General features: G+C 61.0%; 10 protein-coding genes, 1 tRNA gene and 1 pseudogene. 6 read left to right on the top strand and 6 right to left on the bottom strand.

From position 1 onward, the window contains the following. Window positions 1–3 precede the first annotated feature (3 nt). The gene (locus HNS03_RS05415) at window positions 4–2,025 is read right to left on the bottom strand and encodes an acetyl-CoA carboxylase biotin carboxylase subunit (RefSeq protein ID WP_367193675.1); all 2,022 of its coding nucleotides are present in this window, start codon (window positions 2,023–2,025) and stop codon (window positions 4–6) included. A 321-nt stretch (window positions 2,026–2,346) separates the two neighbouring features. Between HNS03_RS05415 and HNS03_RS05410 the strand changes: the two genes are divergently transcribed. From HNS03_RS05410 to HNS03_RS05395, 4 genes are all read left to right on the top strand, one after another. Then, on the top strand, window positions 2,347–2,697 hold the full coding sequence (locus HNS03_RS05410; protein WP_367193674.1) for a CidA/LrgA family protein: 351 nt from the start codon (window positions 2,347–2,349) through the stop codon (window positions 2,695–2,697). Then, window positions 2,694–3,410, top strand: a complete 717-nt coding sequence (locus HNS03_RS05405) for an LrgB family protein (protein WP_367193673.1) — start codon at window positions 2,694–2,696, stop codon at window positions 3,408–3,410. The genes HNS03_RS05410 and HNS03_RS05405 overlap by 4 nt, the downstream gene beginning before the upstream one ends. A gap of 149 nt (window positions 3,411–3,559) precedes the next feature. Further along, entirely contained in the window at window positions 3,560–4,654 is a 1,095-nt protein-coding gene (locus tag HNS03_RS05400) for an FAD-dependent oxidoreductase (RefSeq protein WP_367193672.1), read from the top strand. 229 nt (window positions 4,655–4,883) lie between these two features. Further along, window positions 4,884–4,959: transfer RNA gene (locus tag HNS03_RS05395), tRNA-Ala, on the top strand. Between the two features lie 541 nt (window positions 4,960–5,500). Here the strand turns inward: HNS03_RS05395 and HNS03_RS05390 are convergent. The 5 genes and pseudogenes from HNS03_RS05390 to HNS03_RS05370 form a co-directional block, all read right to left on the bottom strand. Continuing rightward, window positions 5,501–6,484, bottom strand: a pseudogene (locus HNS03_RS05390) (recombinase family protein); the annotation flags it as partial. 45 nt (window positions 6,485–6,529) lie between these two features. Beyond that, window positions 6,530–6,790, bottom strand: coding sequence for a hypothetical protein (locus HNS03_RS05385; RefSeq protein ID WP_367193671.1), 261 nt, complete (start codon window positions 6,788–6,790; stop codon window positions 6,530–6,532). A 314-nt stretch (window positions 6,791–7,104) separates the two neighbouring features. Next, window positions 7,105–7,611: an antirestriction protein ArdA gene (locus HNS03_RS05380; protein WP_367193670.1), complete on the bottom strand. Its 507-nt coding sequence runs from the start codon at window positions 7,609–7,611 to the stop codon at window positions 7,105–7,107. A gap of 444 nt (window positions 7,612–8,055) precedes the next feature. Further along, a complete protein-coding gene (locus HNS03_RS05375) occupies window positions 8,056–9,285 on the bottom strand; it encodes a type II toxin-antitoxin system HipA family toxin (RefSeq protein WP_367193890.1) in 1,230 nt (409 codons plus the stop codon). Then, a complete protein-coding gene (locus tag HNS03_RS05370) occupies window positions 9,278–9,970 on the bottom strand; it encodes a helix-turn-helix domain-containing protein (protein WP_367193669.1) in 693 nt (230 codons plus the stop codon). The genes HNS03_RS05375 and HNS03_RS05370 overlap by 8 nt, the downstream gene beginning before the upstream one ends. Before the next feature lie 265 nt (window positions 9,971–10,235). Between HNS03_RS05370 and HNS03_RS05365 the strand changes: the two genes are divergently transcribed. Both HNS03_RS05365 and HNS03_RS05360 read left to right on the top strand, forming a co-directional pair. After that, window positions 10,236–11,537: a DUF4365 domain-containing protein gene (locus tag HNS03_RS05365; RefSeq protein ID WP_367193668.1), complete on the top strand. Its 1,302-nt coding sequence runs from the start codon at window positions 10,236–10,238 to the stop codon at window positions 11,535–11,537. Further along, window positions 11,537–12,994, top strand: coding sequence for a hypothetical protein (locus tag HNS03_RS05360; protein ID WP_367193667.1), 1,458 nt, complete (start codon window positions 11,537–11,539; stop codon window positions 12,992–12,994). The genes HNS03_RS05365 and HNS03_RS05360 overlap by 1 nt, the downstream gene beginning before the upstream one ends. The last annotated feature ends 315 nt before the right edge of the window (window positions 12,995–13,309 follow it).

Below are 13,309 nucleotides of genomic sequence, written 5' to 3'. Positions count from 1 at the left end.
AGCCTACTCGAATTCCATGATCACTGCATCAACGGCGAGGCTGTCGCCTTTCTTGGCGTTGATGGATTTCACCTTCAGCCCACGCTCGGCGCGCAGCACGTTCTCCATCTTCATCGCCTCGACGATGGCAAGCGTTTCGCCGGGCTCCACCTCCTGGCCGACTTCGACTTCGATGGAGACGACGAGGCCCGGCATCGGGCAAAGCAGCATCTTGGAGGTGTCGGCTGCAATCTTCTCCGGCATCAACGCGTCGAGATCGGCAACACGTGGGCGCAGCAGCCGGACGGGAGCCGAGACGCCGTTCCAGGACGCATCGTAACCATTCAGCGCCGACCGCAATTGCACCGAGACCTGACGTCCTCCGACGTGGCCGGACCACAACACGTCGCCCGGACGCCACTCGGAGGAGACCGTCACCGGCTCTTCCGCCGCGCCGATCTTGAGCGTCAGCCCGACCGGAATGCCGGGCGCGCCCTCGACGATCGTGACGGGCAGGACCTCTCCATTGATGTCCACGGTCCAGTCCGGTGCGACCGGAGCCGGCGAGCGGCGGAGCTGGCCGGGCAGACGACGGGTGCGTTCGGCGCGCGCGAGCTCCGCCGAGGCGACCGCGGCGGCAAGCACCTGCTTGGCCGTGTCGTCCAAGGTGCCCCCGGTAAAGCCGTCGGGAAACTCTTCGTCGATGAAGTTGGTCGACAGCTCGCCCGAGCGCCAGCGCGGATGCGCCATCAAGGCGGAAAGGAACGGCACGTTGTGGCGGATGCCATCGACGATGGTCCGGTCGAGCGCTTCGCCCATGGCGTCGATCGCCCCGATCCGCGTCGGCGCGTGGGTGATCATCTTGGCGATCATCGGGTCGTAGAACAGCGTGATCTCGGAGCCTTCCACCACGCCGGTGTCGACGCGCACGGTGGCATCGTCCACGGTCTCATCGGCAGGGGTATGGTAGCGCGTGAGCCGGCCGGTCGACGGCAGGAAGCCGCGGAAGGGATCTTCGGCATAGAGCCGGGTCTCGATCGCCCAGCCGTCGAGCTTCACGTCCTCCTGGCGAATGGCGAGCGTCTCGCCCGCCGCCACGCGGATCATCTGCTCCACAAGATCGACCCCGGTGACGAGCTCGGTCACCGGATGCTCCACCTGGAGGCGCGTGTTCATTTCCAGGAAGTAGAAGCTCTTGTCCTGGCCGGCGACGAATTCGACGGTACCAGCCGAATCGTAGCCGACCGCCTGGGCCAGGGCGACCGCCTGAGCGCCCATCTTGGCGCGGGTCTCGTCGTCCTGATCGAACAGCGGCGAGGGCGCCTCCTCGACGACCTTCTGGTTGCGCCGCTGGATCGAGCATTCGCGCTCGCCCAGGAAGATCGCGTTGCCGTGCTTGTCGCCCAGCACCTGGATTTCGATGTGTCGCGGATTAACGATGAACTTCTCGATAAAGACCCGATCGTCGCCGAACGAGGAGGCGGCCTCGGAGCGGGCGCGGGCGAAACCGTCGGCCACCTCCGCCTCCGACCTGGCGATCCGCATGCCCTTGCCGCCGCCGCCGGCCGAGGCCTTGATCATGACCGGAAAGCCGATCTCGCGGGCGATTTCAACGGCTTCTTCCGGAGAGGAGATGATGCCGGCGGAGCCGGGAACGGTCGAAACGCCGGCTTCCTTCGCCTTGATCTTGGAAGTGATCTTGTCGCCCATCGCTTCGATCGCGCCAGGGTTCGGCCCGATGAAGACGATGCCGGCGGCCGCGAGCGCTTCCGGGAAGGCTGCGCGCTCCGACAGGAAGCCGTAGCCAGGATGGACCGCTTGGGCGCCGGTCTGTCGGCAAGCCTCGACGATCTTGTCGATCACCAGATAGGACTGGGCGGCTGCCGGCGGCCCGATGGCGACCGCCTCATCGGCCATCTCCACGTGCAAAGCGTCCTTGTCGGCCTCCGAATAGACCGCCACGGTCCCGATACCCAACCTGCGGCAGGTGCGAATGATCCGGCACGCGATTTCGCCACGGTTGGCAATCAGGATCTTATCGAACATTTCTTGGCAGTCCCCATCCCGGCGTCGGTTGGCGGCGACCTCGACAAAAGGTGCGCACCCGACCTTTCCTCAAACGTGTTCCAGCCGTTTCGCCTATACGAAAGCGTGCGAGGGGACAATGCGGTGCGCCCCGCAACGCCGATATTCGCCTGCCGAAGGCCGGCGAGCCCCAGGTCTGCGCAAGCGAAAGGTGAATTCCGCCCATTGTACCGATGGGGCTTGACCCTAACCCCCCATCGACACTGCGACCTGCAAGTTTCCACAATTTGGAAAGAAAAGGGGGCATAATCTCGTGGTTTTAGGTTGGGAAGGGAGGCAGCCATGATCGCAGCGCTCGTCGTTCTGCTCGGCTGTCAGCTCGTTGGCGAAATCCTAGTTCGCCTGACCGCGCTTCCGGTTCCCGGACCTGTCGTCGGGGCGGCGCTTCTGGCCGTCTGGCTGTTGGTTCGCGGGATTCCGTCGGTGCTCCCGCCGGTGGCCCACGGCATCCTGCGCAATCTGTCGCTCCTGTTCGTTCCCGCCGCCGTCGGCGTGGTCCAATACGGGCCGTTGCTTGCCAGTCACGGCCTTGCGCTTGCTGTCATACTCCTGATCTCCACTGCGTTGGCCTTGGCTGTGACGGCGCTGGTGTTTCGCCTGGTGGTGCGGGCGAGCGGGCGGCGCGGCGCATGACACCGGTTGAAAGCCTTTGGGTCTATCTGGAGGAGGAGCCGCTCCTCTGGCTGACCGTGACGCTTGCGGCTTATTGGGTGGCGACCCGGATCGCGGCGCGCTTCGACAACGCGCCGCTTGCCAATCCGGTGGTGATCGCGACGGCACTGGTGATGGCTTGCCTGTCTTTCACGGGAACGCCGTTTCCGGTCTATTTCGAAGGCGCCCAGTTCGTGCACTTTCTGCTGGGGCCGGCGACTGTGGCGTTGGCGGTGCCGTTGGTGGAAAATTTCGGCCATGTCCGCCGGGCGTTGCTGCCGCTTGCCATCGCGCTTCTCGCCGGATCGGTGACGGCGGTCGGCTCGGCGCTGGCGCTCGGCTACGCGTTCGGCTTGCCGCACGACATCCTGGTCTCTCTCGCGCCGAAATCGGTAACGACTCCAATTGCAATGGCGATTTCAGAGCGCCTGGGCGGTATCGCCAGCCTCGCTGCCGTGCTGGTCATCACGACGGGTGTCCTTGGGGCGATCCTGCTGACCCCGCTGATGCGACTGTTGCGAATCGAGGATGACCGCGCTCGTGGGTTGGCCGCCGGCGTTGCCGCCCATGGGATCGGCACGGCACGCGCGTTTCAGCTTACGCCGCTTGCCGGCACCTTTTCCGGTCTGGGGATGGCGCTGAACGGGCTCTTGACGGCGCTGTTGGTGCCCTTTCTCTTGGTGCTGCTGGGGTGAAAGGGGAGCCATGGTGGCCGCATGCACCTCATGGACCAAATGACCCCGGCTTGGCGGCCCATGCCATCGGGCGTTGAACGTCGGTTCGTCGGACATCGCCAGTGGGCAAACACCTTCGTCGGTCGCGCGCGTCGGGAGGCCGTGAGCCGATGAGCCGTCGCGAACGCGTCCTGGTGGTGGGGGCCGGGCCGGTCGGACTTTCGGCGGCGCTGGCGCTCGCCCGCTCCGGGTTCGCCGTGCGCATCGTCGACAAGGCATCGGAGCCGGCTCCGGAATCGCGTGCCGTCGCAGTCCATGCCCGCACTCTCGACCTGCTCGATCGGCTCGGCGTTGCGGCGGATCTGATCGACGCCGGCGTTCGGCTGAATGGCGTTCAGGTGATGGCCGGCGGCCGCTTGGCGGCCCGCGTCGACATGCGTCGTCTCGACCACCGCTTCGCCTTCCTGCTTTCCCTGCCCCAGAGCGAGACGGAGGCGATCCTCGCCGCCCACCTCACCGCTGAAGGGGTGATCGTGGAGCGCTCGGTTGCGGTGACGGAGCTTTATCAGGACGCCAAGCGCGTCAACGTCGCCTTCTCGATCGCCCATGGCCGACAGGAAGACGCCTTCGATTGGGTGGTCGGTGCGGACGGCGACCATTCCCTGGTTCGCCATGCGCTTGCGCTGAACTTTCCGGGTGCGGCCTATCCCAACACCTGGTCGCTGGCCGATGTCGATCTTGGCGGGGCGTCCATGACCTGGGGCGAACTCCGGCTGGAGCGCGGCCGGCCGGCGCTGTTTCGTATTCCGATTGGGTCGGGTCGGCATCGACTGATCTCGAATGCGCCGGATGTGCTGGAGCGGATGCCCCGCCGGTGGCGACCCGGCGCGCTTCATTGGAGCGCGGACTTCGCCGTCAGCCATCGTCATGTCGCGAAGCAGGGGTTCGGCCGCATCTGGCTGATGGGCGATGCGGCGCACGTCCATTCGCCGGTCGGCGGGCACGGCATGAATCTCGGCATCGAGGATGCTGTCACCTTCGCGCGATTTCTTCGCGCCGGACGCCTGAGGGATTGGGCGCGCTGGCGCTTGCGCAAGGGCGCTGCGGTGGTGCGCGAAAGCGACCGGTTGCAGCGCTTCGCCACCGCAACGGGACCATTGGCGCGCAGTCTCGGGCCGCGCCTTGCGGGCCTCGCACTGAGACTGCCGCCTCTGCATCGCCGGTTCGTCCGCCATCAGGCCGGACTGTTCGACCTCAAGCCGTGATCCGCCCAAACCGGCCGGAAAAGCGGGGACATTCTTTCTCAAAATATCGGGGGAGCGGTGAGAAAGGATGCGAGCTTCGGCCGGTGAGGATCGGTCGTCCGAGGCTCTGGGCGCGCAAAATTTGGGGACCGGCGATCTCGAATGGGGACGACGTGCGCCTTTGCCTTGACAGAAACGGGGGAGGCACCCTAGATGCGGCAAGCTCGCGCGGCTGATCGACGCGAGCCCCGGGGCCGTAGCTCAGATGGGAGAGCGCTGCAATCGCACTGCAGAGGTCAGGGGTTCGATTCCCCTCGGCTCCACCAATTCCCTTTTCGAGCCGCAAATTTGCCCTAACACCTTGAAGGGCAAGGCGATTTCGGCGGTTCGATAACCCTCATTCCGCACATATGGCACAGGGCCTGTGAAGGCCAGTCTGAGCAGCAATCGGCGTGCACCGAGTTCTCCGGAAGCCCAGAGTTTCCAAGGGTTTGCGAGGAATTCGAGAGCGGTTCGATAGGCCGTGTCGAAATCCGTGGCAGGCCGAGCCGTATTATGGGTCTGCTCGGCCAGGGCTACGCGCTTTTCCTCCAGCTTGCGAATCTCCGCCTCGTAGGCGGAAATCAGCGTCGGGCTGTCCGTCTGGATCAGGCGATCCATCAGCGCCGCAGTCTTGCGCTCGATCTTGGTGATGTCTGCCCTGGCCGCCTTCTGCTGCTCCGAGGCGTTTGCTGCGCGCTCGTCCCACACATCGCGCAGCATATCCCGCACAATGGCGAACAGGCCGGGCTGGGGCCGGAGCTTGCGGAGAAGGGTCTCGAAGTCGGCCTCGATCACGTCGCGGCGGAAGGATTTCTGGCGCTCCGCGCAGCCTTTGGTCTGACAGAAATAATAGGGGTAGTAGGCGTTGCGCCCCTTGGACCATCCCGCCGTCATAGGGTTGCCGCAGCATCCGCACGCGACAAAGCCCCTGAGCGGGAAGTCGGCGCTGGTGTCCTTGCGCACGGCGGCAACGGCAGGCTTGCCCTTCAGGCGCTCCTGGGCCTTCTGCCAGGTCTCGAACGAGATCAGCGGCTCGTGCTTGCCGGGCTGCAAGGAGATGCCCCACCGCTCCACATCGAGATACCCGGCATAGATCACGCGGTCGAACATCTCGCAGACGCGCTGGAAGTGGACCTCGTTGTGTTTGTCCTTGGGATAGGCGGGCTGGGCCTCCAGGAAGCGCTTCACCTCCGCAAGGCTGGCAAAGCGGCCCGAGGCAAAGCCCTCGAAGGCTTCCGTGACGATGCTCGCAAGCGGCTCGCGGCGGACCAAGAGCTTCCCGTGGCCGTCGACCTCTTCATATTTGTAGCCGAGAGGCGGATAGAAGCACCAATAGCCGCTGAGCACCCGTGCGCGCATGCGGTTGACCACCTGCTCGGCATTTTTCTGGCGGGCGTGCTGCGAGACGCTGGCGAGCAGGTTCTCGACCAGACGGCTGTCGGGGTCGTCGCCGAACTCCACGGAGGGGGATTCGAGACGGGCGCCTGCGGCGCTGATGGCCGTGCGCAGCTCGATATGGGCTTCCAGCCCTCTGGCAAGGCGGCTGATATCGTCGATGATGACCACGTGGGGCTGACGCTTCCCGGCCTTTTTGAGGAAGGCGAGCATTTGCTGCATGCCGGGACGCTCGATCAGGCCCCCGGAGACGCCCTCGTCCCGAAACACCTGCACAACGTCGTAGCCCTTGTAGCTCGCAAACTCGCGGCAGCGCGATTCTTGGGAGGTCAAACCGTGCCCCTCGGAGACCTGCTTGGCAGAGGAGACGCGGCAATAGAGAACGGCGGGGTGTGTCGGGTGTTTCGTGGTCATGTCCTTCAATAATCTCAGTTTATGGGTTGTATTAAATCGCTCTCATCAGCTTTCATCATGCAAAACCGCTTCGGCTTTGCGGGAAAAATCATCCGTTACGCTAAAGGATAAGCTTACCGCATCGGGATTCGCGGCGGCAAGCTTTTCGAACGGGGCACCGCCTCCAAGCGAGACCGGATCGAGCCCCTGGACCTGATCGACGATGCAGGTGCAAAACAGCCAAAGCGCTTCGATCAGCTCGGCTTTCTGGTCTTTGGTGAGGTCGAGACCGTCCAGGTGGGCCTCGTATTTTTCGATGTCGGGCATCAGGCAATAAACTCCTGCCGCGAGACCGAACCGGCCTCGCGCGCATAAAATGGATGGTTTGAAAAAAGCTAAGCGCGCCTGTCGGAAGGGCCGGGCAAAACTCCGGCGGAATGCTGCGATAATTCGCAGAATGCAGGCGCACTTGTAAGTATTTGTTCCTATTTTGTTCTATTTGGGTGCGAGAGTCAAGGAATTTGTGCAACGTGCCTTGCTGAAGGCCATCGAATTCTTGGGCGCCTGCCGGAAATTGCACCGGGTGCCACTGCCGACAGACCAAAGCATTCGCGGATAAGAGGGGGCTCATGATCGCCCCCTCATGCGCAGCGATAGACAAGCCGCGTACCCGCAATCTCGGTCTCGACGTAGTCCATCGCGAGATCGCGGGCGATGGCGTCATAGTCGATATAGAAGCGCAGATGCTCGGGGATGTCGCCGAACAGGCCCTCGTCGACGAACTCTTCCGCCAGATCGCGGAGCGTCATCCCTTCGTAGAGGTCGACGTCCAGATCGCCGATAGCGTCGCGATGCAGATCGAAGCTGTAGCCGCATTCCTCGACGGCCACGATAAAGCGGCGCTTGTCGTCTTCGTCCCAATCTTCGACCAGCTCCAGGAATGTGCCGACATTGGCCTGGTTCAACCCCACGGCCTTGGCGAATGCGGCATCGATGCGCTCGCCTTCGATGAACTGAATCTCGAATTCCTCGACCCTCTCGCCGAAGCTATTCACCGCCTTTGCGGCGCGCTCGCCATATTGCTCGATGGTGTCGAAAAAGAAGTCGGACGCCGACCCGTCGTAGGGTTGTGCAAAGAGTAAAGTCATTTCATCCTCCAAAAATAGAAAAAGGGGTGCTGCTGCACCCCTGCTTCCGGCGAGGATGGGATACGGGGGAGATGTGCGGGCGCGGCGGGCCGGGCTGCGGGGAGAGCGGATCACGCTGATCTGCGAGAAACGCGGCCCTGTCCGGCCAATAGGCCGCATATTGAGGGGTAAGGGTAAAGCCCTTCGACCCGATTCTTTTGCATTAGGGGTCAAGCCCCCTGCCGTGGGGCTTGCTTCACGAGAAATGCTGTAATTCACCTGCCACTATTGTAATCGGCTGATGCAATCGTGGATCGGCACGGAACTAGGCGTCCTGCCGTTTGAGGGCGGCGGCGGGTTAAGAGGGGCTTTGATTGTCACGGGCGACGAAGCGAACGGAAATATTGATTCGGCGGGAATTGCGAAGGTAGTTTCGGACGCATTCGGAACCTGAGGGCGGCTTCGCTATGTGCGCGCAATTGGCAGGCGGGTAAGATGCTCGTCGATCGTGTCCGTCACCTTCTTCGCCTGCGGCAGGTGCGCCTTTTCCGTTGACCAGACCTCGATAAAGCGGGCGACTGTGTCTTCGGCGGTTTTCCGGACGAGTGTCTCGGGTAGACGTGCCTTGGCGGCGAGATACGCAAGCTCGTCGAGATCGAACGCATCGAAGCGGCTTTGTCTTGCGAATTTCAGGGCAGCCTTGTCGTCTGGCAGATAGGCGATCGTTGAGACGAAGTCGTAGGCCGGGGAAAGAACCGGAGTGCGCCTGTCGGGATAGATCAGCGACCAGTTTTTTAGGTGCAGGTCGGCATTTCCGATCAGCGTATTGAACACCAAACGGCGCGTGAATTCGATTATGTCGTCCTCGGTACCTTCGGCGCCGATAACCGTGGCGATATTGCGCGAGCTGGCGCTCTTGTATTTGTGGTCCGGGTAAACGCCGAACACTTGCGCGAAATCTTCAGTATGTATTGGGCCGTCCGGCGTCCGGTCGAAGCGTGCGATAGCGTATGCCTTGCCCTCGAGATCACCAAGGCCTTCGGGGAGGTTCTTTATCGCGTCCAGCTCAATAAGGTCGATCTCGGGGACATTGATGCCGACTAACCGGGCAAGCGTCATCATCGCGAATTCATTTTCGGGGACGCCTTCAAAGCGCGCGGAGGGCAGCTTGACGATCCAGGAGCCTCCCACGCCTTCGGCCGGGATAGTCAGACCCTTGTTGGCCTTGTCGTTGCCGAGTGCCGAGAATTTGAGCTGGACGCCGGCAAGGGAGAAGCGCAGCGCATTGTCGCGGTCACGATGATCATCATCACGGGCATCATCACCGGCATTCGGCGGCCAAGCTTCGCCATCGGCGGGCTCGATCGTCAGCGCGCCCGGCAGGTCGCGGCCGAGCACCCAGAGCAGGAAGAACTCGCGTTTCGGGTTCACGCCCGCGCGTTCAGCCAGATATTCGCGCAGGTGGCCTTCGGGCAGAAGATTCGAGAAGAACGGCAGGACGGCCGTCTGCGTCGTCGACAGGTTCGTGATCAGCCCGCCGAGATTGTCCTTGAAGGACAGGCTGAGTGTCGGGCGCCGCGGATCGGCGATATAGGCGTCAGTAAAGCTGAATAGCGTGCGGTCGCCCTGGACATGCGTGAGCGTGCCGATTGTTTCGCCGTAGAGTTTTACGTTGAGAACGGAAACATCAGCCATCGTGGTTCTCCCCGCGATCATGACCGGCACGATCATCGGCATGATGACCATCATCATGATCGTCATCATCATCGAGTCGGTAAGCAGGGCGTGGTGTTCCGGGTTCGGCAGCACGGGCGTGGACGGCGAAGTTGCGAAGCGCCCGGCTCGCATTTGCCAGCTCGTCAAGCTCTTTCAATGTGCGCGCTGGCAGCGTGGGTACGTTGTTGATCGCTTTCTGCTGCTGTGTGAGTTTCTGGATATCGCGGAGCGGCTTCGTGATTTCATGGAGACGCGCGGCGTTCACATTCAGGCTGCCGGTCCTGCTGAATAGCTGGAGGTTCTCCTGAAGCGTGCGGAGTGCGCTTAGGTCAGGGTGAATGGCGCGCAAGTCGTTCACTGCTTTCAGTGACTGGTTCAGCTCTCTTGTCAGGTCTTTATGCACCGGCCCTGCCTTGGGTGCGGTACTGCGCACGACGCTGTCCACTGCCGGGACGGCCTTTCGCGGGATCAGCTTGAGATCGAGCTCGAGGGCACGGGCCAGTTCGATCAGGCTGGACAGCCGGATATCGGCATTGCCGGATTCGATCTTGGAGATATGGCTTTGCGGCACGCCCGTACGGGCGCTGAGGGCGCGCTGGCTGAGTCCTTTCGCTTCGCGTGCGCTTTTCAGCGCTTCAATGATCTCTTCGTTCGCATACGCCATGAGCTGCTATCGCATATAATTGCACCATTCCGATATATAATAACATATCGCTCCACACGCGTCCAGTTATGATATGCGCCTATATATCAGCTTCGAAAACTGATCTGTTTTTATAGATCAAATGGCGCGGGCGGCTGGGGCGATAGAGCTTCTGCGCACCTCTAGTAGTCCACAAAAGCGAAATGGAAAATCCCGCAATCTGATAGCTAATGTTCCTTGATTGTTCTATTATTCCCGAATGTCAAAGAATATCACGCCAAATCAGATGATCGGGGAAATCGGAGAGCTCGCTGTCAGTCAGCGCTTTCTCCATATCAGCTTCCAGTTCGATACCCGGTCCCGCCTTGAAGCGGGCATCGACGGTATAGCCGAGGTGATGCTTGAAGGGCGACCTTTAGCGCAGATGATTGCCGTTCAGGTTAAGGCGACACAGTCAGGCACCTACACGGGAGAGGACGATAACGGTTTCAGCTATCTGCTGAGGCCCAAGGACCTTGAATACTGGCGGCCTTCTAACTTGCCCGTCATCATCGTGCTCTATCGGCAATCGGATGAGAGTTTCTATTGGAAGGAAGTGCCGCGCGGTCCGGGCGATAGCGACCGCCGCCTTCAGTTCGACAAACAGCGTGACGTCCTTGACCGTAATGCGGTCGACAGGCTGGCCGCGCTGACGGTACCCAAGGCGGGCTTTGGCTACTATGTACCGCCGCTCGGCGGTGGGGAGCATGCGCTCGTCAATATCCTGCCGATAATCCTTTCCAATGAAATCTACGTTGCCTCCTCGCCGCACACCGGAAAGAAGGCAACGTCCATTCTCCTGGAAGGCGACGAGCCGGCCCGCTTCGACTGGGTGATAAATGGCGGTTCTTTCTGGTCTTTCCACGATCCACGGAATTCGGTGTGCCGCGACATTGTCGATGTCGACCAAGTTGAGGCTGTAGAGACCTCCTATCTTGCCTTCCATGAGGATCTTGATGAGCAGAACAAGTTCTCATTTCTGCTGCGACAAACGCTGCGCCATCAAACCGCGAAAGACCTGAACTGGGAAAAAGAGCGGAAGCTTCTCTATTTCCGGGCGCTTGAGAAGAATATTCCGCGTCGGTTCCATTACGAGGCTTCGCAGAAGAGAACCCATGCAGAGGTCGTGAACGTCATTACGAGCAAGAAGGAAGAAGATAAGGGGCGTATCGATTTTGTGCGCCACCACGCCTTCGCGCCGCGTTTCGAACTGCTGGACGATCAGTGGTTTCTTGTCATCACGCCGACCTACTATTTTACGATCGACGGCTTCACGCCGCATTCCTATCCGCAGGCTTTGCTTGCAGGAAAGAAGCGGATGGATAACAGCGCTTCACTGCGCGGCCAGGTGATCCTGTGGCACCGCTTGCTCTCGCAAAAGCAGAAAGCGGCCGACGATCTGTTCGAACGGCATACGGTGCAGGAACCCTGCCTGCAGTTCGAAACGCCGCCACAGGTCGAGCTTGAAACGAGCGTGCCCGAAGATGTCTGGGGCGAGCCGAAAAAGAAGGCCGAGGACACTTCCGGTCAGGAAAGGCTGGCGGTCTGATGGCGTTTGAAAGCAGGATATTCGATGAGCCCGAGCTTGAATTCGGCGAACAGCATCACAGCCTTGATCCCCGTCTCGGCCTCGTTGAGGCCGGCCCCTTGCAGCCGCCGCTTGGAGAGGTGATCAGGGTCGGCGTTGTGGGCAGCACCAGAACGGTCGAGAGCGCGCAGAAGTATTTTTCCCGCGTGGCAACGGGCATCAAAGGTAAGACGGAAAAACACCCCAATCTCCACCCGGACTTTCCCGGTCTCGGCAATAGCAATCCATTTCGCTGCCGCTTCGAGATTCCCGAAGCCGCTACGGCTGCTCTTTCGCAGAGCAGGATCGACAAGATTGTCAAAGAGCCGCACCACGAAAAGGCCGTAGAGATGGCGGTCGACGAAATCTGCGAGCTCCTGCAAACGCTTGATGACAGCGGCGAACGCCCCGACGTTGCCGTCGTTGCGCTTCCGGTTGCCCTTATCGAGCGCGTCTGGAGTGCAAAAGTCGATTCCAAGAGCACGACCGAGAAAGAGGACAGCAGCGGTTCCGATGCACCCAACTTCAGAGGGATGCTGAAGGCCCGGACGATGGGGATGAACTTCCCGATCCAGATCGTCTGGGAAGACGTGATCGATGAGAAGGCGGCGATCCCGCGAAAAGTCAAGGAGAGCAAGGACCGCGATATCCAGGACGAGGCTGACCGAAGCTGGAATCTTCTGACAACCCTCTATTACAAGGGCAGCGGCCGGATTCCCTGGCGTCGGATGCCCCGCGACGGCGAATATGCAGCCTGCTATATCGGGATTAGCTTCTATCGCGAGGCGGGTGGTCAGCAGCTCTTCACCAGTGCCGCCCAGATGTTCGATGAGCGCGGCCGTGGGTTTATTCTCAAAGGGAAGCGCGCACAGACCGAGAGCCGCGGCCGTCATCCCTACATGACCGAAGATGACGCTTATGAGCTGACCAAGCAGGTGCTCGCTGCCTACAAAAATCACCATAAGCAATATCCAGCGCGGGTCATCGTATTGAAGACGTCCCGTTTCCGGGATGAGGAGGCCGACGGAATCTTGTGCGCACTTGATAAAGTGAGCAATGAACTCCGTGATCTCGTTTGGGTCCAGGAATCCTATTCGGTCAAGATCCTGCGCGACGGCAATTATCCTGTCCTGCGGGGGACATTCGTAAATCTGGCCGGCAAGGGACTGCTCTACACGAATGGGAGCATCCCTTACTACGGGACCTATCCGGGCCAATACGATCCCCGGCCATTGCTGCTTTGCCCGCATAAGAGCTGCGACAGCACCATCGTCCAGATCGCCGAGGAGGTTTTTTCGCTGACCAAAATCAACTGGAATTCAACCCAGATGAACCAGCGTCTTCCGATCCCTATCAGGGCTGCACGTAAGGTCGGTGAAGTTCTCAAGTATATGAAAGATGGCCAGACGGTCAGTACGGATTATCGGCGATACATCTAGCCGGCGCGGCCGGTCCGCTGCGCTTCCTTGAAAAACAGGCTCTATTCACCCGTTAAGCTGACGCTATCGCGGCTCACGGAGCTTATGCCTCCTATCCAGCAGTGAGTTCGTTCTGGCGGTTGGATTGCCCCCTTGGACGCGCCAATAGCCGGAGGGGATGCAACGGGGAACGCGCAGCGGGTTCCCCTTGCCGAGCGGAGCGCAGCGTAGTGAGACAAGATGGTGCTGTATGACAGCACACATCTTGCATTCTCTGCGAAGCCCTTTTCCCAGCAAGAATGGGGTCCTGAATGACGTCAGGTGGTTTCGCCGTGA

This window comes from Amorphus sp. 3PC139-8 (assembly GCF_040750475.1).
Classification (GTDB): Bacteria; Pseudomonadota; Alphaproteobacteria; order Rhizobiales; family Amorphaceae; genus Amorphus.
The sequence above is the reverse complement of the archived record's forward strand: the minus strand, read 5'-3'. Positions and strand labels throughout refer to the sequence as shown.

Excerpts from the sequence above, each read along its gene's own strand:
- HNS03_RS05415 (WP_367193675.1), bottom strand. The coding sequence starts at position 2,025 with ATGTTCGATAAGATCCTGATTGCCAACCGTGGCGAAATCGCGTGCCGG.
- HNS03_RS05410 (WP_367193674.1), top strand. The coding sequence starts at position 2,347 with ATGATCGCAGCGCTCGTCGTTCTGCTCGGCTGTCAGCTCGTTGGCGAA.
- HNS03_RS05405 (WP_367193673.1), top strand. The coding sequence starts at position 2,694 with ATGACACCGGTTGAAAGCCTTTGGGTCTATCTGGAGGAGGAGCCGCTC.
- HNS03_RS05400 (WP_367193672.1), top strand. The coding sequence starts at position 3,560 with ATGAGCCGTCGCGAACGCGTCCTGGTGGTGGGGGCCGGGCCGGTCGGA.
- HNS03_RS05385 (WP_367193671.1), bottom strand. The coding sequence starts at position 6,790 with ATGCCCGACATCGAAAAATACGAGGCCCACCTGGACGGTCTCGACCTC.
- HNS03_RS05380 (WP_367193670.1), bottom strand. The coding sequence starts at position 7,611 with ATGACTTTACTCTTTGCACAACCCTACGACGGGTCGGCGTCCGACTTC.
- HNS03_RS05375 (WP_367193890.1), bottom strand. The coding sequence starts at position 9,285 with ATGGCTGATGTTTCCGTTCTCAACGTAAAACTCTACGGCGAAACAATC.
- HNS03_RS05370 (WP_367193669.1), bottom strand. The coding sequence starts at position 9,970 with ATGGCGTATGCGAACGAAGAGATCATTGAAGCGCTGAAAAGCGCACGC.
- HNS03_RS05365 (WP_367193668.1), top strand. The coding sequence starts at position 10,236 with ATGATCGGGGAAATCGGAGAGCTCGCTGTCAGTCAGCGCTTTCTCCAT.
- HNS03_RS05360 (WP_367193667.1), top strand. The coding sequence starts at position 11,537 with ATGGCGTTTGAAAGCAGGATATTCGATGAGCCCGAGCTTGAATTCGGC.